Source organism: Amycolatopsis sp. NPDC024027, from assembly GCF_040638975.1.
Taxonomy (GTDB): Bacteria; Actinomycetota; Actinomycetes; order Mycobacteriales; family Pseudonocardiaceae; genus Amycolatopsis.
Genome location: NZ_JBEZYY010000012.1, coordinates 89,839 through 109,770, shown reverse-complemented (window position 1 = coordinate 109,770; position 19,932 = coordinate 89,839). Strand labels below are relative to the sequence as shown.

At 71.2% G+C, this 19,932-nt stretch carries 22 protein-coding genes; 5 read left to right on the top strand and 17 right to left on the bottom strand.

Going from position 1 to position 19,932, the window contains the following annotated elements:
- Positions 1–24: 24 nt before the first annotated feature.
- Entirely contained in the window at positions 25–1,509 is a 1,485-nt protein-coding gene (locus AB0F52_RS27560; protein ID WP_360176949.1) for a CoA-acylating methylmalonate-semialdehyde dehydrogenase, read from the bottom strand.
- Positions 1,510–1,550: 41 nt separating this feature from the next.
- A complete protein-coding gene (locus AB0F52_RS27555) occupies positions 1,551–2,420 on the bottom strand; it encodes an aldolase (protein ID WP_360176946.1) in 870 nt (289 codons plus the stop codon).
- A 136-nt stretch (positions 2,421–2,556) separates the two neighbouring features.
- Here AB0F52_RS27555 and AB0F52_RS27550 point away from each other — a divergent pair, with 136 nt between their 5' ends.
- Positions 2,557–3,333, top strand: coding sequence for a GntR family transcriptional regulator (locus tag AB0F52_RS27550; RefSeq protein ID WP_360176943.1), 777 nt, complete (start codon positions 2,557–2,559; stop codon positions 3,331–3,333).
- Positions 3,334–3,345: 12 nt separating this feature from the next.
- On the opposite strand, the gene AB0F52_RS27545 is transcribed toward AB0F52_RS27550, so the two are convergent.
- The 9 genes from AB0F52_RS27545 to AB0F52_RS27505 form a co-directional block, all read right to left on the bottom strand.
- Positions 3,346–3,534, bottom strand: coding sequence for a hypothetical protein (locus tag AB0F52_RS27545; RefSeq protein ID WP_360176940.1), 189 nt, complete (start codon positions 3,532–3,534; stop codon positions 3,346–3,348).
- Positions 3,519–4,094 (bottom strand): hypothetical protein, encoded by a 576-nt coding sequence (locus tag AB0F52_RS27540; RefSeq protein WP_360176937.1) that lies wholly within the window; start codon positions 4,092–4,094, stop codon positions 3,519–3,521. The genes AB0F52_RS27545 and AB0F52_RS27540 overlap by 16 nt, the downstream gene beginning before the upstream one ends.
- Positions 4,095–4,107: 13 nt before the next feature.
- Positions 4,108–5,247, bottom strand: a complete 1,140-nt coding sequence (locus AB0F52_RS27535) for a zinc-dependent alcohol dehydrogenase (RefSeq protein WP_360177532.1) — start codon at positions 5,245–5,247, stop codon at positions 4,108–4,110.
- Between the two features lie 68 nt (positions 5,248–5,315).
- Positions 5,316–6,506, bottom strand: coding sequence for a PP2C family protein-serine/threonine phosphatase (locus tag AB0F52_RS27530; protein WP_360176934.1), 1,191 nt, complete (start codon positions 6,504–6,506; stop codon positions 5,316–5,318).
- Positions 6,506–7,498 carry an ATP-binding protein gene (locus AB0F52_RS27525; protein WP_360176931.1) on the bottom strand — a complete coding sequence of 331 codons (993 nt, stop codon included), beginning with the start codon at positions 7,496–7,498 and terminating at the stop codon, positions 6,506–6,508. Before AB0F52_RS27525 ends, AB0F52_RS27530 begins: the two co-directional genes overlap by 1 nt.
- Positions 7,495–7,917 carry an anti-sigma regulatory factor gene (locus AB0F52_RS27520; RefSeq protein WP_360176928.1) on the bottom strand — a complete coding sequence of 141 codons (423 nt, stop codon included), beginning with the start codon at positions 7,915–7,917 and terminating at the stop codon, positions 7,495–7,497. Before AB0F52_RS27520 ends, AB0F52_RS27525 begins: the two co-directional genes overlap by 4 nt.
- Positions 7,907–8,290, bottom strand: a complete 384-nt coding sequence (locus AB0F52_RS27515; protein WP_360176925.1) for an STAS domain-containing protein — start codon at positions 8,288–8,290, stop codon at positions 7,907–7,909. The genes AB0F52_RS27520 and AB0F52_RS27515 overlap by 11 nt, the downstream gene beginning before the upstream one ends.
- Positions 8,287–9,150: an STAS domain-containing protein gene (locus AB0F52_RS27510; RefSeq protein WP_360176922.1), complete on the bottom strand. Its 864-nt coding sequence runs from the start codon at positions 9,148–9,150 to the stop codon at positions 8,287–8,289. The genes AB0F52_RS27515 and AB0F52_RS27510 overlap by 4 nt, the downstream gene beginning before the upstream one ends.
- Positions 9,151–9,224: 74 nt before the next feature.
- Positions 9,225–9,650, bottom strand: coding sequence for a MarR family transcriptional regulator (locus tag AB0F52_RS27505; RefSeq protein WP_103339965.1), 426 nt, complete (start codon positions 9,648–9,650; stop codon positions 9,225–9,227).
- A gap of 185 nt (positions 9,651–9,835) precedes the next feature.
- Between AB0F52_RS27505 and AB0F52_RS27500 the strand changes: the two genes are divergently transcribed.
- Positions 9,836–11,053 (top strand): PP2C family protein-serine/threonine phosphatase, encoded by a 1,218-nt coding sequence (locus AB0F52_RS27500; RefSeq protein WP_360176919.1) that lies wholly within the window; start codon positions 9,836–9,838, stop codon positions 11,051–11,053.
- Between the two features lie 14 nt (positions 11,054–11,067).
- Here AB0F52_RS27500 and AB0F52_RS27495 read toward each other — a convergent pair whose 3' ends face one another.
- On the bottom strand, positions 11,068–11,358 hold the full coding sequence (locus tag AB0F52_RS27495; RefSeq protein WP_360176916.1) for a hypothetical protein: 291 nt from the start codon (positions 11,356–11,358) through the stop codon (positions 11,068–11,070).
- 11 nt (positions 11,359–11,369) lie between these two features.
- Entirely contained in the window at positions 11,370–11,807 is a 438-nt protein-coding gene (locus AB0F52_RS27490; protein ID WP_360176913.1) for an Hsp20/alpha crystallin family protein, read from the bottom strand.
- A 164-nt stretch (positions 11,808–11,971) separates the two neighbouring features.
- On the opposite strand from AB0F52_RS27490, the gene AB0F52_RS27485 reads away from it, so the two are divergent.
- A complete protein-coding gene (locus tag AB0F52_RS27485; RefSeq protein WP_360176910.1) occupies positions 11,972–12,814 on the top strand; it encodes an SDR family oxidoreductase in 843 nt (280 codons plus the stop codon).
- A gap of 104 nt (positions 12,815–12,918) precedes the next feature.
- Here the strand turns inward: AB0F52_RS27485 and ctaD are convergent, their stop codons facing one another.
- The 3 genes from ctaD to AB0F52_RS27470 all read right to left on the bottom strand — a co-directional run bounded on the left by ctaD (position 12,919) and on the right by AB0F52_RS27470 (position 18,059).
- A complete protein-coding gene (gene ctaD / locus AB0F52_RS27480; protein WP_360176907.1) occupies positions 12,919–14,691 on the bottom strand; it encodes a cytochrome c oxidase subunit I in 1,773 nt (590 codons plus the stop codon).
- A 173-nt stretch (positions 14,692–14,864) separates the two neighbouring features.
- The gene (gene glgX / locus AB0F52_RS27475; protein ID WP_360176904.1) at positions 14,865–17,048 is read right to left on the bottom strand and encodes a glycogen debranching protein GlgX; all 2,184 of its coding nucleotides are present in this window, start codon (positions 17,046–17,048) and stop codon (positions 14,865–14,867) included.
- Positions 17,049–17,192: 144 nt separating this feature from the next.
- Positions 17,193–18,059: a manganese catalase family protein gene (locus AB0F52_RS27470; protein WP_360176901.1), complete on the bottom strand. Its 867-nt coding sequence runs from the start codon at positions 18,057–18,059 to the stop codon at positions 17,193–17,195.
- Between the two features lie 172 nt (positions 18,060–18,231).
- On the opposite strand from AB0F52_RS27470, the gene AB0F52_RS27465 reads away from it, so the two are divergent.
- A complete protein-coding gene (locus AB0F52_RS27465; protein WP_230468794.1) occupies positions 18,232–18,453 on the top strand; it encodes a hypothetical protein in 222 nt (73 codons plus the stop codon).
- 45 nt (positions 18,454–18,498) lie between these two features.
- Here AB0F52_RS27465 and AB0F52_RS27460 read toward each other — a convergent pair whose 3' ends face one another.
- Positions 18,499–19,356 carry an SDR family oxidoreductase gene (locus AB0F52_RS27460; RefSeq protein WP_360176898.1) on the bottom strand — a complete coding sequence of 286 codons (858 nt, stop codon included), beginning with the start codon at positions 19,354–19,356 and terminating at the stop codon, positions 18,499–18,501.
- A 144-nt stretch (positions 19,357–19,500) separates the two neighbouring features.
- Between AB0F52_RS27460 and AB0F52_RS27455 the strand changes: the two genes are divergently transcribed.
- Positions 19,501–19,893: a helix-turn-helix domain-containing protein gene (locus tag AB0F52_RS27455; RefSeq protein ID WP_360177528.1), complete on the top strand. Its 393-nt coding sequence runs from the start codon at positions 19,501–19,503 to the stop codon at positions 19,891–19,893.
- Positions 19,894–19,932: the final 39 nt, after the last annotated feature.

Below are 19,932 nucleotides of genomic sequence, written 5' to 3'. Positions count from 1 at the left end.
ACTGATCACTTACCGGACGGCGTCCTAGCTGGACGTGGGGAAGTTGAAGGCGGCCTCGGAGTGCGGCCAGCGGGTGGTGACCACCTTCGCGCGGGTGTAGAAGCGGACGCCCGCGGGGCCGTGGATCGGGCTGTCGCCGATGAGGGAATCCTTCCAGCCGCCGAAGGAGTAGTACGACATCGGGACCGGGATCGGCACGTTGACGCCGATCATGCCGACCTTCACCTCGCGCTGGAACTTGCGCGCCGCTTCGCCGCTGGCGGTGAAGACGGCGGTGCCGTTGCCGTAGGGGTTGGCGTTGATGACGGCGATCGCCTCGTCGAGCGTTCCGGCGCGGACGATCGCCAGCACCGGGCCGAAGATCTCCTCGCGGTAGGCGTCCATTTCGGGGGTGACGGCGTCCAGCAGGGACGGGCCGACGAAGAAGCCTTCCTCGTGGCCTTCGACTTTCAGGTCGCGGCCGTCGACGACGACCTTCGCGCCCTGCTCCGCGCCGCGGGCGACGGAGTGCACCACGCGCTCGCGGGCGGCCTCGGTGACGACCGGTCCCATGTCGCTGGCCGGGTCGGTGCCGGGGCCGACCTTCACCTCGTGGGCCTTGCGTTCGAGGATCTCCACCAGCTTGTCGCCCGCCGATCCGACGGCGACGCCGACGGAAATCGCCATGCACCGCTGGCCGGCCGAGCCGAACGCGGCGGCGGTGAGGTGGTCGGCGGCGTACTCGAGGTCGGCGTCGGGCAGGACGACCGCGTGATTCTTGGCGCCGCCGAGGGCTTGGACGCGCTTGCCCGCCGCGGTGCCGCGTTCGTGGACGTACTTGGCGATGGGTGTCGAGCCGACGAAGGACACCGCCGCGATGCCGGGGTGGTCGAGGATCGCGTCGACCGCGGTCTTGTCGCCGTGCACGACGTTGAAGACGCCGTCGGGCAACCCGGCTTCGGCGTACAGCCGCGCGACGAAGTTCGAGGCCGACGGGTCGCGTTCGCTCGGCTTGAGGACGAAGGTGTTGCCGGTGGCGATGGCGATCGGGTGCATCCACAGCGGCACCATGATCGGGAAGTTGAACGGGGTGATCCCGGCGACCACGCCCAGGGGCTGGCGGAAGTCGTGCACGTCGACGTCGCGGGAGACCTGGTCGGAGAAGCTGCCCTTGAGCGCGTCGGCGATGCCGCAGGCGTACTCGACGACCTCGCGGCCGCGGACGATCTCGCCGCGGGCGTCCTCGATCACCTTGCCGTGTTCGGCGGAGATGATGCGGGCGAGCTCGTCTTCGTGCCGCACCAGCAGCTCGCGGAAGGCGAACATGACCTTGGTGCGCTGGGACAGCGAGGAACTGCCCCAGGACTCGAAGGCCTTGCCCGCGGCCGTGACCGCGGTGTCCACATCGGACGCTTCGGCGAGGAGAACCGACGCTTGCCGCTGCCCGGTGGCCGGGTCGTAGACCGGCGCCGTGCGGGTCGAGCCCGCCGGTGTCGCGGTGCCGTTGATCCAGTGTTCGATGGTGTGCACGGGGTTCCTCCGGGTAGTGGCGCCGGTGCGGTGGGGCGGGTTCACAGCAGGCCCACCGCGGTGTCGACGGCCTTGGCGACGTCGCCGTCGTGGGGGTAGAGCAGCGACCGGCCGACGACCAGGCCCTGCACGGTCGGCTGGGTCAGGGCCCGCTGCCAGGCGGCGAAGGCCGCGTCCGGGTCCTTCACCTCGCCGCCGAGCAGGACGGCCGGCAGCGTCGAGGACGCGAGGACGCGTTCCATGTCGTCCACGACCGGGAGCTTGAGCCACGTGTAGGCCGACGAGCGGCCGAGGCCGGCGGCGATCGTGATCGACTTGATGACGGCGTCGGGGGAGAGGTCGTTCTGCACGCGCCCGTCGGCCCACCTCGACAGGAACGGCTCGACCAGCGCCATCAGCTTGCGGTCGGCCAGGTCGTTGACCGCCTTCGCGGTGTTCTCCAGGACGCTGGGCGTGGCCGGGTCCTCCAGGCAGATCCGGGTCAGCGTCTTGCCGCCGTCGAAGCGCATCCGCTCGATCGCTTCGGCGTCGTAGCAGGCGAAGCGATCGTCGATCTCGAAGCTCGCCCCGGCCAGGCCGGTGCGGTTCATCGACCCGATCACCGTCTTGCCGTCGAGCACGCCGAGCAGCAGCAGGTCGTCGATGACGTCCGCGGTCGCCAGCACGCCGGTGACGCCCGGGCGTTCCAGCGCCAGGCACAGCCGCTCCAGCAGCTCGCCGCGGTCGGCCATCGCCGACGGGTTGCCGCCCACCGCGTTCGCGCCGCGGGCGGGGTGGTCCGCCGCGATGATCATGGTGCGGCCCTTGTCGTTGAAGGGCGACCCCGCGCGGATGCGGTTCGCGGCCGCCTCGGCGATCGCTCCCGGGTCGTGCACGCGCCGGGCGACGATGCGCCGCACCACGTCGGTCACAGGTCCGCTCCCCGCTGTTGCCCGGACACGCCCTTCGTGCCCCTGTCGCCGACGATTCCAGCGCAGGAAGACTTTGTCAAGACATATGGACAACACGTCATCCCAACAGGTGGCGCGGAGGCGGTAGGCTTCGCGGATGAGCAAGCCGGACGTGATCTTCCCGGCCTGGGACGCGGGGCGTGAGATCGTCCTGGATCCGGGCAGCCCCGAGCCGTTGTACTTCCAGGTGTCCCGGCAGCTGCACGCCGCGATCGAGGACGGCAGGCTGCCGGCGGGGGCGCGGCTGGGCAACGAGGTCGACCTCGCCGCGAAGCTGCGCCTGTCGCGGCCGACGATCCGCCAGGCGATCCAGACGCTGGTCAACCAGGGCCTGCTCGTGCGGCGGCGCGGGATCGGCACGCAGGTCGTCCGCACGAAGGTCGCCCGGCCGCTGCGGCTGAGCAGCCTGTTCGACGACCTCGCCGGGCTGGGCGGCAAGCCGGAGTCGGCGGTGCTGGTCAACCGGGTCGAGGAGGCCGGCGCCGAGGTGGCCGAGCTGCTCGAAGCGCCCGGGCTGACGCACGTGCGGCGGCTGAAGCGGCTCCGCTCGACCGATGGCGAGCCGCTCGCCCTGATGAACAACTACCTGCCCGACGGCGTTCTCGATGCCGACGACGACGAGCTGCGCGAGCGCGGGCTCTACCAGCTCCTGCGGTCGGCGGGGGTGCGGCTGCACGCGGCCGAGCAGAACATCGGCGCCCGGCTCGCGACCGAAGAGGACGCGGAACTGCTGCGGGAGGAGCCGGGTGCGGCGTTGCTCACGATGCAGCGCACGACCTACGACGACTCCGGCCGGGTGGTCGAGTACGGGTGGCACGTGTACCGGGCGTCCCGGTACACGTTCAACCTTTCGCTGACCAACGGGCTTCAATGAGTCAGGCGGCCGTCAACCGTGCCTGCCCGCGGCAACCCCTCGTTCTTCCCGGACTCCCGCCTTCGTCGTGAGCTTGCCGTCGACGGCGACGCCGTGCGCTTTCCCCGGCGTGGCCGCGGGCCGGTCCGCCGGGGCACCGGCCGCGACGGCGAGCGCGAGGAGCCCCGCCGCCGCGAGCCGGGCGATCAGCGGCGGCGCCACCGCAGCACCTTCCGGGCCGCCGAATACACCAGGCCCGCCGCCAGCACCCAGGGACCGGCGACGATGATCGGGTCCGCCAGGTGGTGCTTGACGTCCGCGCGGTTCTTCCCCGCCCGCGAAGAAAAACCGTGCCGGGTGAACTCGCTCAGCACGCCGGTCTCGGTGACCGGGTTGTCCGGGCGGAGCGTGGCGAACGAGCGCAGGTGGCTCTCCCAGGCGTCCACCCGGTCGGCGGCCAGCAGGAGCAGCCAGTGCGCGGCCCGCCCTTCGCTGTACTTCCGGTAGGAAAACCGGCGCAGGACACCGGAAAGTCCCTTCGGGGGACAGGACGTCCCGAAGACCGGGGTCAGGAACTCGTGCTCGATCGAGCGTTCCCGCGGCCATTTCTCCGGCTGCCGCTCGGGAAACTCCCAGTGGGCGCCGGTCTTGTCCTCCTGCCACCGCAGCTTCGGCACCGACGGCCGGTCCTTCGGGTCCAGGTCAGCGCCCCAGCCCGGGATCCGCGCGCGCAGGCTGTCGCTCGACTCGGCGATCGGCGGCCGCTCCGACGTGTAGGTCATGGTCGTTCCTTCCTCAGCCGGCGTTCGGGACGATGAGCGGCTTGATGCAGCCGTCCAGCTTGGCGGAGAAGATGTGGTAGCCCTCGGCGATGTGCTCGAGCGGGATCCGGTGGGTGACGATGTCGCTCGGCTTGAGGTAGCCGTTGCGGATGTGCTCGAACAGCCGCGGCCACTGCCGCTTCACCGGGCACTGGTTCATCCGCAGCGTGAGGCCCTTGTTCATCGCGTCGCCGAACTTGACGGCGCTGAACATCGGGCCGTAGGCGCCCATCACCGAGATCGTGCCGCCCTTGCGGACGCCGTCGATGCACCAGTTGAGCGCCACCGGGGAGCCGCCCTGCAGCTTCAGCTTGGCCGAGGTGACGTGCTGGGTGAGGTTGCCGTCGGCCTCCGCGCCCACCGCGTCGATGGCGACGTCGGCGCCGAGGTGATCGGTGAGCTTCTTGAGGTGTACGACGATGTCGTCGTACTCGGTGAAGTTGTAGGTCTCGGCGTGGGCGAAGGTGCGCGCCTTCTCCAGCCGGTTCTCCAGGTGGTCGATGACGATCACCCGGCCCGCGCCCATCAGCCACGCCGACTTCGCCGCGAACAGGCCCACCGGCCCGGCCCCGAACACCACCACGACGTCGCCCTCGGCGATTTCGCCGAGCTGGGCGCCGAAGTAGCCGGTGGCGAGCGCGTCGGTGAGCAGGACGGCGTCTTCGTCGTCCAGCCAGTCCGGGATCACCGTGGGCCCCACGTCGGCGAACGGCACCCGGACGAACTCGGCCTGCCCGCCGTCGTACCCGCCGCAGGTGTGGGAGTAGCCGTAGATGCCGCCGACGGCGGTGGCGTTCGGGTTGACGTTGTGGCAGTTGGAATACAACCCCCGCGCGCAGAACCAGCACGTCCCGCAGAAGACGTTGAACGGCACCATGACGCGGTCGCCACGCTGCAGGTTCCGCACGCCGGAGCCGACTTCCTCGACCACGCCGATGAACTCGTGGCCGAAGGTCATGCCGACCCGCGTGTCCGGCATCATCCCGTGGTACAGGTGCAGATCCGAACCGCAGATCGCGGCCAGCTCCACCCGGACGATCGCATCACCGGGATGCTCGATCGCCGGGACGTCCTTTTCTTCGACGCGGACCTTGTACGGCCCGCGGTACACCATCGCACGCACAGCGCCTCCTTCCGACGGGTCGTCGGCGCTTACCCGGGTCCGGTGGGGCTAACCGCGGCTTACGGCGCGGCGGTCCGGCGCAGCGCCAGGACGACCGTGTCGTCGGCGTGCAGCACCACGTCGTGCATCCGGGTCACCAGCTCGCGCGGCAGGCCCGCCACCGGCCGGCTCCGGTGGGCCTCCGCCAGCTTCAACAGCCGGGCCTGGCCTTCGTCGACGTCCTTGCGGCTCTCCACCAGGCCGTCCGTGTAGAGCAGCACCGTGTCGCCCTCGGCCAGGACCACGTCGACCAGCTCGCGGCTGCCCGGGTCGGGGAAGCCGACCCCGCGGCCCGGCACCGGCGCCGGCAGCAGCCGCGCCGGCTCGGCCGCCGTGACCAGCACCGGCTCCGGGTGGCCGCCGTTCGCGAACCGGGTGCGGCCCGTCGCCGGGTCCATCCGGGCCAGCAGGACCGTGGCCATCAGGCCCGGTTCGATCGCCGCCAGGGTGTGGGACGCGTGCGCGATCAGGTCGCGGAACGGGTGGCCCTCCAGGGCGAGCGTGCGGATGGCGTGCGTGACCGTCAGGGCGTGCCGGGTCGAGGTGACACCGTGGCCGACCGCGTCGACCAGGGTCACGTGGACGTGGCCGTCGGGAAGCACGAACCAGTCGTACAGGTCGCCGCCGGTCGGGGAGTCCTGGTCGGTCGGCGAATAGTGGACGGCCAGCTCCAGGCCCGGCACCACCGGCGGCCGCGGGCGCAGCGCGTCCTCCAGCTCGCGGAAGATGGCCGCGTGCGCCCGGCGGAGCTGCTCGTCGCGCTGTTCGAGCTCGACGTACATCGCCAGCACGCCGCTGTTGGTCTCCGCGATCTCGTGCTTGAGGTTCCGCTGTTCGTGCGCGAGGGTGTCGGCCCGGGCCACCAGCGCCAGCATCTCTTCGCGCGTCGCCCGGTCGTCGTCGGGGTCGGCCGGGGCCGCCGGTCCGCCGCCGGTGAGGTGCCAGGTCAGCGTCCGGCCGTCGCCGCGCTCGGGCAGCAGCGGCAGGGCGTTGCGGCTGCCCTGGCTGACGGCGTGGTCGAGCTGCACGGTGACGGCGAGCCGCCGGTCCGACGCCGCCGTCGCCACGTCCACCGTTTCACCCGCGGTGAGGGCGGGCTCGGCGAGCAGCGTGACGGCGAGGACCAGCCGCCCGCGGTCGTCGGCGGGCACGCCGGCCTCGGTGCAGGCCGTGCGGAGGCGCCGCCGGATCCGGGCCAGGTCGGGGCGCATCAGGCGGACCGGTCCGCGCTGAGGGCGAGCATCGCCGCGTCGTCGCGGGCGTTCCGGTGCCGGTGGGCGAGGTCCGCGGCGAGCAGCAGCAGGTCCGGGGCCCGGCCGGGGACGCGCCAGCCGGTGCCGACGCCGTCGGTGTGCAGGACGACGACGTCCTCGTCGGCCAGCGTCAGGTGCCGCACCGGCGCCGAGGGCAGGGTGAACCCGACGATGCCGGGGGTGCTGAGCAGCAGCCGGGACGGCCCGGCGCCGAGGCTCGCGCCGCTGACGTTGCCGACGCCGCAGAACTCGAGCCGCCGCGGCGCGATCCGCACGAGCGCGACCGCCGCGCCGCGGGTCGTGCGCAGCGCGCGGTGCATGTTCGTCAGCTGGTGGGACAGCGGGCGGTCCGGGTTTTCGGTGAACACGCGCAGCGCGGCGTCCGCGGCTTCGGCGGCGTCGGGACCGTGGCCGAGCCCGTCGGCGACGACGGCGGTCCGGCTGCCGGTGACGTCGGCCAGCGCGACGGCGTCACCGCAGTACTCCTCGCCGTCGCGCGGCAGGCGGAAGTGCCCGATCGCGCGGCGGGGCGGTGGCACGGCGGGGTCGAGCAGGCGCGCGGCGGCGAGGGTCCCGGCCGTGGGCGAGGACGTGATCCGGAACTCGGCCGCCATCCGCTTCACCGCGCCGAGGCCGGTGCCCATCGTGGCGGTGGTCGTGTTGCCGTCGAGCAGCCAGTGGTCGAGGTCGGTCATGCCGGGGCCGTCGTCGGCGGCCAGCACGTCGACGCCACGCCCGGTGAGCGTGAGCTGTAAGAACACCGAGCCGCCGCCGGTGTGCTTGTCGATGTTGCCGGCGAGCTCGGCCGCCACCACCGCGGCGCGGTCGGCGAGCACACCCGCGAACCCGGCTTCGCGCGCGGTTTCGCGGGCGACGCGGGCGGCGGCGTACCCGGCGCTCGGGTGGTCGACGCGGATCTGGCGCGTCAGGCCGGCGATGGTCGCGGTCATGGCTTCCAGCGCACGACGGTGACGGTGGTGCCACGGCCGGGCGCGGTGTCGAGGTCGAACTCGTCGACCAGCCGCCGGGTGCCGCCGAGGCCGTGCCCGAGCCCCGCGCCGGTGCTGAAGCCGTCGGTCATCGCCTGCTCGACGTCGGCGATCCCGGGCCCCTCGTCGCGCACCCGGAGCCGGAGCCCGAGCCGCCCGCCCGGGTCCCGCACGGCTTCGACGGTCATGGTGCCGCCCCCGCCGTGGATGTAGGCGTTGCGGACCAGCTCGCTGGCCGCGGTCACGATCTTCGTCTGGTCGACGATGGTGAACCCGGCGGCGACCGCGGCCGCCCGCACCGCGTGCCGGGCCGCGAGGAGGTCCTCCTCCACCCGGACCGGGTGCTCGCCGGACGGGATGGTCCGTTCGTCAGGAAGCATGGGGCGCTTCTCCGGCGGGGCGGCGCCAGCCCAGCAGCTCCATCGCCTGTTCCGCGTTGAGGGCGGTCTGCACGCCGGTCAGCTGGAGCCCGAGCTCGGTCAGCGTCAGCGCGACGGCCGGGCGCATCCCCGCCACGATCATCCGCGTGCCGAGCAGCCGCCCGGTGCCGGCCAGCTGCATGAGCACCCGGGCGATGAACGAGTCGATGATCTCCAGCCGGGAGATGTCGACGATGACGCCGCGGATGCTCTCGTTCGCGATCCGCGTGGTCAGCTCGTCGGTGAACGCGAGCGCGGTCTTGTCGTCCAGGTCGCTCAGCAGCCCGCCGAGCAGGATGTCGCCGAGCCGCAGGATCGGCACGCCGGTGTTCACCCGGTCACCGCCCCCGGGCGGCCGTTGTCGCCGAGCAGCTGCATCGCGGTCGCCAGCGCGTCGGCCAGCGAGCCGCGGGTGACGATGTGCGAGAGGTCGATGCCCAGCTGGGTGATCGTCTGGGCGATCGACGGCCGGATGCCGCTGATCACGCATTCCGCGCCCATCAGCCGGACCGCGCTGACGGTCTGCAGCAGGTGCTGCGCGACCGCGGTGTCGACGGTCGGGACGCCGGTGATGTCGATGATCGCCACCCGCGCCTCGTTGGCCTGGATCGACTCCAGGAGGTTGTTCATCACGACCTGGGTCCGGGCGCTGTCGAGCGTGCCGATCAGCGGCACCGCGAGGACGTGGCGCCACAGCCGCACGACCGGCGTGGACAGCTCGAGCATCTGGCTGTGCTGCTCGCGGATGATCCGCTCGCGACCGGCGGAGTAGACCTCGAACGTCAGCACGCCCGCGCTGTCGAGCAGTTCGTTGACCAGCAGCGCGGCCCGGTAGCGCAGCGCGGAATCGTCGGTGTGCCGCTCGATCGCGCTCAGCATCGTGCGCTTGAGCGCGAGGATCGCCATGGCGGTGGCCGACGGCTGGGCGCCCGCGCGGGCCCGGCGCTCCGACAGCGACGTCAGCGCGTCCCGCACCGCGGGATCCTGGTCGACGATCCGGGACACCGGGAGCGTGCCGCCCAGCGCGGCCCGGAGGGCCTCCAGCAGTTCGACGGCCTCGCGCCGCAGCTCCTGCCCGGTCCGGTCGCCTTCGCGCGGCTCCTGCCCGGCCCAGTCGCGGGCCAGCGTGGCCCGGTCTTCTTCCAGCATGCGCGCCAAGACCGTGCGGACCTGGCTGTCGTCCGTGCCCAGCACCGACTTCTCCTCCGGTGTTCGGGGCGCGCTCTGCTGTACGCCGGCCTGATTATTGCCATATAACAACAGTTGTATCAGGAATGCAAATCCGGGGGGTCCCCGGCCGCCTCCGCGAGGGCCCGGTACTCCTGCAGCCCGGCGGCCAGTGCGGTCCGGCCCGCGGGGCTCATCTTCGCCACCAGCGCCTCGACCCGGTCCCGCCGTCGCGCCCGCAGGTCCTGCAGGTAGGCGCGCCCGCGGTCGGACAGCCGCAGCGTCAGCTCCCGCCGGCTGCGCGCGCTGGGCAGGCGTTCGAGGAACCCGACCGCCTCCAGCCGGTCGCAGAGCCTGCTGACCAGTGGCGGCGTAGAGCCCAGCTGCTCGGCCAGCTGCCGCAGGTTGACCCCGTCGTGGCGATCCAGCGCGACGACCGCGCGCAGCTGCGACACCGACAGCGGACGCGGCGACACGTCCCGCTCGCCCTCGACCACCGCCTCCAGGAGGCGGGCGAGCTCCGACACGGCAGCCGTCCCGTCCAGGCCGGGCTGCTCGCGGGATCGATCCACGGCGTCCACTCTGGCATCCCTATGCTGAACCGGCAGCACAGCTCACGCGACTCGCCGTGGACCGGCGCGCCGGAGCGGCGCAGACTCGACAGAACCGACCCGGCGCCGGCGCGGGCGGGCCCGTGAGCAGGAGGCAGGCGTTGGACAGATCCCTGGCGGTGGAACGTCTCCTTCGTGACGTACCGCCGCACGACCTGCCCCGTGCCCTGCGCTCGGGCCTCGGCGAGCACTTCGGCACGCTGGCGGTCGAGCTGCTGATGGCCGACTACGCACTGACGGAACTCTGCCAGGTGGGCGAGCAGCCCTACACGGCGGAGCCGATTCCGGTCGACGGCACGCCCCCGGGGGCGGCGTTCCTCGCCCAGGCGGCGACGTTCACCCACGACGGCGACCAGGTCACCGGCTTCCTGCCGGTCAGCGTCCGCGGCGACCGGCTCGGCGTGCTGGCCGTCACCCTCCCCGGCGAACCCGAACCGCCGGTGTGGGCCGAGCTCCAGCGGTTCGCCGAAGCGGTGGCCCACGAGCTGTTCGTCGCCGATCGGGACACCGACCTCTACATCCAGGCGCGGCGGTCTTCGCGGCTGACGCTGGCCGCGGAAATGCAGTGGCAGCTACTGCCCGGGCGGGCCTGCACCCGCGCCGAATTCGCGCTCGGCGGCCAGCTGGAGCCCGCCTACGCCATCTACGGGGACTGCTTCGACTGGTCGGCGTCCGCCCGGAAGCTCGCGGTCACGCTGATCAACGGCATGGGGGAGGGCAGCGAAGCGGCGCTGCTGACGAATCTCGCGGTGAACGCGCTGCGCAACGCCCGGCGCGCCGGGATCCCGCTCGACGCGCAGGCCGAACTCGCCGACCAGGCGCTCTACGCGCACTACCGCGGCGCCGAGCACGTGGCCGCGCTGCTGCTGGAGTTCGACCTCGGCACCGGTGCGGTCGCCGTGGTCGACGCCGGCTCGCCGCGGCTCTGGCGGCTGCGGGACGGGAAGGCGGAGCGGATCCTCTTCGACGAACAGCTCCCGCTCGGCACGTTCGACGGCACGATCTACACGGTGGAGGGCTTCCAGGCGGCCGACGGTGATCGGTTCGTCTTCGTCAGCGACGGCGTCTACAACGCGCTCGGCCCGCACGGCGAGCGCTACGGGGATCGCGAGCTCGCCGAAGCGGTGACGGCGACGGCGGAACTGCCGGCGGCCCACGTGCCGGGCGCGGTGCTGCGGGAGCTGTCCACCCGCCGCCACGGCAGCCAGGCCGAGGACGACGCGATGGTGGTGTGCCTCGACTGGTTCGGCTCGACGCCGTTGTCCGGCACCGGGATCGGGCCGGCGGTGACCGTGCGGCGGACCGAAGCGGACGGGTAGCGACGGCTCGGGATTCAGGCGGCCGCCGAGGGCTGCCGCTCGCGGGGGACCGTCCGTCCCGCGGTGGTGACGGCGGCGAGCACTTCGTCCGCGTCGAGGGCCGGGTCCCACAGCGCGCAGCCGGCGACGTGGGCCAGCTTGCGCCGCCGGTGCTGCGGGGTGTCGGTGAGGGCGACCTCGGTCGGGCGGCCCTTCTTGACCGCGTGGACCGCCCGGGTCACGAGGATCGCCTCCTGGCGGGTGGTGCCGAGTTCCGCGGCCGCGGCGAAGATCCGCTCCGCCGCGGCGCGCGCCTGGTCGTTCATCGGGCCGCCCGTCAGGCCCGGATTTCCTTGCGGTCGGACCGGTCGCCGCCGATTTCGATGCGGCGCGGCTTGGCCTTCTCGGCGACCGGGATGCGCAGCGTCAGCACGCCTGCCTCGTAGTCGGCGGCGATGCGGTCGGTGTCGAGGCCGTCGCCGAGGAACAACTGGCGGGAGAAGACGCCCAGCGGCCGTTCGGAGACGTGCATCTCGACGTCGTCCCCGCCGGGGAGTGGGCGGCGCTCGGCCTTGACCGTCAGCACGTTGCGCTCGATGTCGAGGTCGATGGCGTCCGGGGCGACGCCCGGCAGGTCGAAGCAGACCACGAACTCGTCGCCGGCGCGGTAGGCGTCCATCGGCATCGCGGCCGGCTTCGACCAGGTTCCGGCGGTGCCGAGGACCTGCTGGGTGAGGCGGTCCAGCTCACGGAACGGGTCGGTGCGCATCAACATCGGTGTCCTCCTTCTGGCTTCGACGGTGGGTGTCAACACGCACTACCGTTCTAGCATGTCATCCAAACGATGACAAGTAGCAAGTCATCATCAAGATGACAGAATGATCCGCGTGGCGCCGGGAACACGGGAGGGAGATCCATTCCCGTACCCGAGGAGCCACCGTGTCGCAGCAGCCCGCTCAGCAGCAGACCCCGCCCGGGACCACCGCCGCGATGACACCGCGGCCCGACCACGGCGAACACACCTACCGCGGCTCCGGCAAGCTGACCGGCAAGGCGGCGCTCATCACCGGGGCGGACAGCGGCATCGGCCGCGCGGTCGCGATCGCGTACGCGCGCGAAGGGGCCGACGTGCTGATCTCCTACCTCGACGAGCACGAAGACGCCGAAGAGACGCGGCGCTGGGTCGAAGAGGCCGGGCGCAAGGCCGTCGTCGTGCCCGGTGACGTCGCCGACCCGGCGCACTGCCGGGCCCTGGTCGCCCGCGCGGTGGAGGAGTTCGGCCGGCTCGACGTCCTGGTGAACAACGCCGCCTTCCAGATGAGCCACGAAACCCTGGAAGAGATCCCGGACGAGGAGTGGGACCGCACCCTCGCCATCAACCTCAGCGCGTTCTTCCACCTCACCAAGGCGGCGGTGCCGCACATGAAACCGGGGGCGTCGATCATCGGCAGCTCCTCGGTGAACTCCGACAACCCGACCCCGCAGCTGCTGCCCTACGACGTGACGAAGGCGGGCATCGCCAACATGACCGCGGCCCTGGCGCAGCTGCTCGGGCCGAAGGGCATCCGGGCCAACAGCGTCGCGCCGGGGCCGATCTGGACGCCGCTGATCCCGGCCACCATGCCGGAGGAGCAGGTGAAGTCCTTCGGCGAGCAGGTGCCGCTGGGCCGCGCCGGCCAGCCGGCCGAGCTGGCGCCGGTGTACGTGCTGCTGGCCTCCGACGACGGCAGTTACGTGTCCGGGGCCCGCGTCGCGGTGACGGGTGGCGTGCCGATCCTCTGAGTCCCGGACCGCACAGGCCGGAAAGCCGCCGGAGCCCCCCGGCCCCGGCGGCTTTCCGGTGCTCAGCGCCGCCCGGCGACGCGCGCCGGAGCGGCGGGCCCGGGTCAGCGGCCGCGGGGGTCCTCGCTTTCGCCCTGCTCGGCGGGCTGGGTGGCGGCGGCCACGACCTCCGCCGGCGACGCCTTGTCACCGGGGTGGCCCCGGGTCACGTGACCTTCGGCGCGCATCCGCTCGACCATGTGCGGGTAGTGCAGCTCGAACGCCGGGCGCTCGGACCGGATGCGGGGCAGCGCGAGGAAGTTGTGCCGGGGTGGCGGGCTGGTGGTCGCCCACTCGAGCGAGTTGCCGTAGCCCCACGGGTCGTCGACCGCGATCGGTTCCCCGTAGCGGTAGCTCTTGAAGACGTTCCAGATGAACGGCAGCACCGAAAGGCCCAGCACGAACGCGCCGATCGTGGACACCATGTGCATCCAGGTGAAGCCGTCGCTGGAGAGGTAGTCGGCGTAGCGGCGCGGCATGCCCGCGTCGCCGAGCCAGTGCTGGATGAGGAACGTCGTGTGGAAGCCGATGAACGTCGTCCAGAAGTGCCACTTCGCCAGGCGTTCGTCGAGCATCCGGCCGGTGATCTTGGGAAACCAGAAGTAGATGCCGGCGAAGGTCGCGAAGACGATCGTGCCGAAGAGCACGTAGTGGAAGTGGGCGACGACGAAGTAGCTGTCGTGGATGTGGAAGTCCAGCGGCGGGGACGCGAGGATGACCCCGGTCAGCCCGCCGAGCAGGAAGGTCACCATGAAGCCGACCGACCACAGCATCGGCGACTCGAACGTGATCGCGCCCTTCCACATCGTGCCGATCCAGTTGAAGAACTTGATCCCGGTGGGCACCGCGATGAGGAACGTCATGATCGAGAAGAACGGCAGCAGCACGGCGCCGGTGGCGAACATGTGGTGCGCCCACACGACCGCCGACAGCCCGGTGATGCCGATGGTCGCGAACACCATGAGCTTGTAGCCGAACAGCGGTTTCCGGCTGAACACCGGGATGATCTCGGTGACGATCCCGAAGTACGGCAATGCGACCACGTACACCTCGGGGTGGCCGAAGAACCAGAAGAGGTGCTGCCACAGGATCGCGCCGCCGTTCTCCGGGTCGAACACGTGCGCGCCGAGGTGCCGGTCGGCCAGGAGCGCGAACAGCGCCGCGGTGAGGATGGGGAACGCGAGCAGGATGAGGATCGAGGTGAACAGGATGTTCCAGGTGAAGATCGGCATCCGCCACATGAGCATCCCGGGACAGCGCAGGCACACCACGGTCGTGATCATGTTGACCGCGCCGAGGATGGTGCCGAGACCGGTGACGATCAGCCCGGTGATCCACAGGTCCCCGCCGACGCCGGGGGAGTGGATGGCGCTGGACAGCGGCGTGTAGGCGGTCCAGCCGAAGTCGGGCGGGCCGCCGGGCGTGGCGTAGGCGGAGAGCACGATCGTGCCGCCGAACAGGTACAGCCAGTAGGAGAACGCGTTGAGCCGCGGGAACGCCACGTCCGGGGAGCCGATCTGCAGCGGCAGGACGAAGTTGGCGAACCCGAACAGGTTCGGCGTGGCGTAGAGCAGCAGCATGATCGTGCCGTGCATGGTGAAGAGCTGGTTGTACTGCTCCGGCGACAGGAACTGCAGGCCGGGCCGGGCCAGCTCGCCCCGCATGAGCAGGGCGGTCAGGCCGCCGACCAGGAAGAACGCGAACGACGTCGTCAGGTAGAGCACGCCGATCGTCTTGTGGTCGGTGGTGCGGATCGTGTTGAGGAGGGTCGCGCCCTTGGCGCCCCGCCACACCGGCCGGTGGGGGATCGGAGCCGGGCGCGTCACCGTGTCGGTCATCGGACTCCCACCTGCTGCGGCCGGGGAACGGGCTGTTCACGCGCGCGTACCCCGGTCCGGGCGGGGATACACACGGGGTCGGTACCTGTTTTCGGGGGCCGGCCGTCCCCTTCGGTGCACGCGGGGTAGCCGGATCGCCGACCGCCGCGATCCGGCTACCCCGCGTGCCGGGGTTACGCCTCCTGGTCCTTCGTGCGCAGCAGCACGGTCAGCGATCGGCCGGCGACGACCAGCTCGCCGTGCCCGGGGATCGTGCGCGGGGTCGCGAGCTGGTCGCCCGCCACGCCGCCGACCAGGATGCCGCCCACGGCCCGGTGGAACACCTCGCCCGTGGCCGAGTCCAGCACGATCGCCCACTCCTCGCCGTATTCGCCGTCCGGCACCGTCATCGTGATGTCGTCGTCGTGGGCGTTGAAGCAGAGCAGGAAGGAGTCGTCCACCACGCGCTCTCCGCGGGCGTCGAGGTCGGGGATCGCCGTTCCGTTGAGGAAGACCATGATGCTGCGGCCGAAGCCCGCCTCCCAGTCGTGGTCGGTCATCTCGTCGCCCGCCGGGGTGAACCAGGCGATGTCGCGCAGCTCGTCGCCGCGGCGGATCGGGCGGCCGGCGAAGAAGCGGCGGCGGCGGAACACCGGGTGCTGGTGGCGCAGATCCACCACCGCCGAGGTGAACTCGAACAGCTCCCGGTGGCGCTCCAGCAGTGACCAGTCCACCCAGGACAGCTCGTTGTCCTGGCAGTAGGCGTTGTTGTTGCCCTGCTGGGTGCGCCCGAACTCGTCGCCGTGCAGGAGCATCGGCACGCCCTGCGACAGCAGCAGGGTGGCGATCAGGTTCCGGCGCTGGCGGGCGCGCAGGTCGAGGACCTTCTCGTCCTCGGTCGGGCCTTCCGCGCCGCAGTTCCACGACCGGTTGTCGTCGGCGCCGTCGCGGCCGTCCTCGCCGTTGGCCTCGTTGTGCTTTTCGTTGTAGGACACCAGGTCGTTCAGGGTGAAGCCGTCGTGCGCGGTGACGAAGTTGATCGACGCGAACGGGCGGCGGCCGTCGTTCTGGTAGAGGTCCGACGAGCCGGTGATCCGGGAGGCGAACTCGCCCAGCGTCGAGGGCTCGCCGCGCCAGAAGTCGCGGACGGTGTCGCGGTAGGCGCCGTTCCACTCGGTCCACAGCGGCGGGAAGTTGCCGACCTGGTAGCCACCCGGACCGACGTCCCAGGGCTCGGCGATCAGCTTCACCTGGCTCACCACGGGGTCCTGCTGCACCAGGTCGAAGAACGTGGCCAGCCGGTCGACGTCGTAGAACTCGCGGGCGAGGGTGGCGGCGAGGTCGAACCGGAAGCCGTCGACGTGCATCTCCGTCACCCAGTACCGCAGCGAGTCCATGATCAGCTGCAGGGTGTGCGGCTGGCGCACGTTGAGCGAGTTCCCGGTGCCGGTGTAGTCCATGTAGTACTGCGGGTCGTTCTCGACCAGCCGGTAGTAGGCCTGGTTGTCGATGCCGCGCATGGACAGGGTCGGCCCGAGGTGGTTGCCCTCGGCCGTGTGGTTGTAGACGACGTCGAGGATGACCTCGATGCCCGCCTCGTGCAGCGTCCGCACCATCGCTTTGAACTCGTGCACTTCACTGCCCGGGGTCTCGGGCATGATCGAAGCGGCGTACCCGTTGTGCGGCGCCAGGTAGGCGATGGTGTTGTAGCCCCAGTAGTTGGCGAGGCCGCGCTCGGTGAGGGCGTGGTCGTGCAGGAACTGGTGGACCGGCATCAGCTCGACGGCCGTGACGCCGAGGGTCTTGAGGTACTCGATCATCACCGGGTGCGCCAGCCCGGAGTACGTCCCCCGCAGCTCCTCCGGGATGTCCGGGTGGAGCTTCGTCAGCCCGCGGACGTGGGCCTCGTAGACGACGCTCTCGTTGTACGGGACCTTCGGCGGCCGGTCGTTGGCCCAGTCGAAGTACGGGTTGACGACGACCGCGCGGACGGTGTGCGCCGCCGAGTCGTCGTCGTTGCGCTCCTCGGGCCGGCCGAAGCGGTAGCCGAACACGGACTCGTCCCAGTCCACCCGGCCGGTGACGGCCTTGGCGTACGGGTCGAGCAGCAGCTTGGTGGGATTGCACCGCAGCCCGGCGGCGGGGTCGTGCGGCCCGTGGACCCGGAAGCCGTATTCCTGGCCGGGGCCGACGCCGGTCAGGTAGCCGTGGTGGACGAAGCCGTCGACCTCCGGCAGCCGGATCCGGGTCTCGGTTCCGTCCGGGGCGAACAGGCACAGGTCGACGCGGTCGGCGACCTCGGAGAAGAGCGCGAAATTGGTGCCGACGCCGTCGTAATCGGCCCCGAGCGGGTAGGGGGAACCGGGCCAAGGCTGCACTGGGCCTCCACAGGTGCGAGTGATCTCCGGCAGGAATACCCAGCCGGAGAGCGCCGGACACCGTGACGTCGCCCTCCTCACCCGGACGCACCACCCGGCGCAGGACCGCTGTGTGTTCAACGGTCCGCGCCGATTCGCCGGGTGTCAGGTCAGCTTGTTCTTGACTGCCTTGGCCTTGCCCTTCGCCGTGCCCTTGGCGTCCTGCAAGGGCGCGTAGGTGCCGAAGAGCGCCGGGTCGGGCTTCGGTGCGGTGCCCGGCCCGCCGAGGGGTTCGGGGTCCATGAGGTAGTCGATGCCGGCGTCGGTGGTCCAGCTGGCGCCCTTGGCGCCGTCGGGGCCGTCGGACAGGTGCCAGATCGTGTGGTTGTGGGTCTGGTCCTCTTCGTCGAGGAGGGCGTCGGGGACGATGTCGCCTTCGAGCCCGTCGGCCTTGAGTTCCTCGATGGCGGCGAGCCACTGCTTCTGGTGGACGGTGTCGCGGGCGAGGTTGAACTGGAGCATCGCCTTGACGCCGGGGTCGTCGGTCATGTTGTACAGCCGCGCGGTTTGCAGCCGGCCCTGGGCTTCGGCGGCGGCGTTGGCGCGGAAGTCGGCGAGCAGGTTGCCGGAGGCGATGATGTACCGGCCGTTCCACGGGTAGCCGTTGCTGTCGGCGGGCAACGCCCCACCACCGGCGACGATGGCCTGCTGGACGTCCATCCCGCCGATCGTCGCGGCCATCACCGGGTCCTTGACGGCTTCGGCGGTGACGGTGGCGGGAGCGCCTTCGAGCAGTCGTGCGACCATGGTGGCGAGCATTTCGACGTGGCCGATTTCTTCGGTCGCGGTGTCCATGATCAGGTCTTTGTACTTGCCTTCGATGCGGCAGTTCCAGCCCTGGAACAGGTACTGCATCGTCACGGTCATCTCACCGAACGCGCCGCCGATGAGCTCCTGGAGCTTGCGGGCGTAGACAGCGTCGGGCTTTTCGGGCTTGGCTTCGAACTGCAGCAACTTCGTGTGACGGAACACGAGAATTCCCTCCGTCGTCCGGGGTCGCACCGGCGGGGGCCGGCGGTCCAGGGGGCTTTCCCGGTTAGCGGAGGGTTAACCACAGGGATCACCGAAGCCCGGTGAGGATCGACAACGCCACCGTCGCTGTGGTAGTTGAACGCGGAACGTTCGATGGCGAGTGGAGCGATACGTGAGCGATCACCAGGAGCGGGTGCCGGCCTGCCGGCGGTACCAGTGCGACGAGCCGGCCCTCTGGCGGAGGATGTGCGCGGCTCACTGGGCTCGCTGGCAGAACGGGACCGACCCGCTCGACCAGCCGGGCGACGACGGCGAGTCCCCGGCACCCCGGGTGTGGCAGCCGCCGTTGCGGGAGAACAGCGTTTCGCAGCGGAAACCCGGCCGGCCCGGGTGACGCCGGTGGGGAGCCTCGCCGGGCGGCTCCCCACCGCGGCGTGGTTCAGAGCGTGCCGACGACCTCGGCCACGGTCACGCCGATCGGCGTGCTGGGGCGGCCGGTCAGGGTGCGCAGGTCGGTCGTGGTCTCGGCGAGCAACCCGTCCTTGATGTCGCCGTCGATCGCCACGATGAAGCCGACGAGCGGCTCCGGCAGGCCGGCCTGGGTGAGGACCTTGGCGTGCTCGTCGGCCGGCAGGTCGGCGTAGGTGACCTCGCGGCCGGCGGCCTTGCCGATCTCGGCGGCGAGGTCCGCGTTCGTCCAGGTGACGTCGCCGGCGAGCTCGTAGATCTTGCCCTCGTGGCCCTCGCCGGTCAGCACCGCGACCGCGGCGGCGGCGTAGTCGGCCCGGGTGGCGCTGGCGACGCGGCCGTCACCGGCGCTGCCCACGAAGCTGCCGGTCTGGGCCGCCTGCTTGATCGTGTCGGCGTAGTTCTCGTTGTACCAGTTGTTGCGCAGGATCGTGGCGGTCAGGCCGGAGGCCTCGATGAGTTCCTCGGTCGCCTTGTGCTCCGGGTTCACCGCGAGCTTCGACGTCGTCGCCCGGGATGCGCTGGTGTAGACGAGGTGGCGGACACCGGCCTGCTTGGCCGCTTCGATGACCGCCTGGTGCTGCGCGACGCGCTGGCCGACCTCGCTGCTGGAGACCAGCAGCACCTTGTCGGCGCCCTTGAACGCGGTGACCAGGCTTTCGGGCTCGGTGTAGTCCGCGTGCCGGACGTCGACGCCGCGTTCGGCCAGGTCGGCGGCCTTCTCCGGGGTGCGGACCGCGGCGACGACCTGGTCGGCGGGCAGCTTCTCGAGCAGGCCTTCGACGACGAGGTGGCCGAGGTGGCCGGTGGCGCCGGTGACGACGATCATGAGGACTCCTTGAAGGTTCAAGTACCTGGTCTCTTGGAGCATGTACTAACTTTTAGAAAGTACCAACTCATTGTTAGTGCTGTCACATCCATTGTGCAAACTTCTGGGTAGTATCGAGGCGTGGATGGACGACGAGGTGACGAGGTGACCGACGCCGAGCACGAGGCGCTGGTGGCCGACGTGTTCAGTGCCGCGTGTGCGTCCCGGGCGGTGCTGGACCACGTCACGGGCCGGTGGGGTGCGCTCGCCCTCGTCGCGCTCCACGACGGTGTGTTCCGGTTCAACGCCCTGCGCCGCCGGGTGCAGGGGGTCAGCGAGAAGATGCTCGCCCAGACGCTGCAGGCCCTCGAGCGCGACGGCTTCGTGCACCGGGAGGCGCGTCCGACGATCCCGCCGCACGTCGAGTACAGCCTCACGCCCGCCGGGCAGGAGGTCGCGCGGAGGCTGATGGGGCTGATCGAGGTCCTCGAGGCGAGCGTACCCGAGGTGATGGCGGCTCAGGCCCGCTACGACGCGGCAAAGGCGGCGGGCGCGTGAGACCGGCTTAGTGTCGCGCGTCTGAGGTTCGTTGGCTGT

What these genes read in the sequence shown, in the direction of transcription:
- AB0F52_RS27525 (WP_360176931.1), bottom strand. Translation starts at nt 7,498, where the DNA reads ATGACCGCGACCATCGCCGGCCTGACGCGCCAGATCCGCGTCGACCAC.
- AB0F52_RS27490 (WP_360176913.1), bottom strand. Translation starts at nt 11,807, where the DNA reads ATGTTGATGCGCACCGACCCGTTCCGTGAGCTGGACCGCCTCACCCAG.
- AB0F52_RS27530 (WP_360176934.1), bottom strand. Translation starts at nt 6,506, where the DNA reads ATGCGCCCCGACCTGGCCCGGATCCGGCGGCGCCTCCGCACGGCCTGC.
- AB0F52_RS27550 (WP_360176943.1), top strand. Translation starts at nt 2,557, where the DNA reads ATGAGCAAGCCGGACGTGATCTTCCCGGCCTGGGACGCGGGGCGTGAG.
- ctaD (WP_360176907.1), bottom strand. Translation starts at nt 14,691, where the DNA reads ATGACCGACACGGTGACGCGCCCGGCTCCGATCCCCCACCGGCCGGTG.
- AB0F52_RS27495 (WP_360176916.1), bottom strand. Translation starts at nt 11,358, where the DNA reads ATGAACGACCAGGCGCGCGCCGCGGCGGAGCGGATCTTCGCCGCGGCC.
- AB0F52_RS27535 (WP_360177532.1), bottom strand. Translation starts at nt 5,247, where the DNA reads ATGGTGTACCGCGGGCCGTACAAGGTCCGCGTCGAAGAAAAGGACGTC.
- AB0F52_RS27460 (WP_360176898.1), bottom strand. Translation starts at nt 19,356, where the DNA reads ATGATCGTCGTCACCGGCGCCACCGGCCACCTCGGCCACCTCGTCGTC.
- AB0F52_RS27540 (WP_360176937.1), bottom strand. Translation starts at nt 4,094, where the DNA reads ATGACCTACACGTCGGAGCGGCCGCCGATCGCCGAGTCGAGCGACAGC.
- AB0F52_RS27520 (WP_360176928.1), bottom strand. Translation starts at nt 7,917, where the DNA reads ATGCTTCCTGACGAACGGACCATCCCGTCCGGCGAGCACCCGGTCCGG.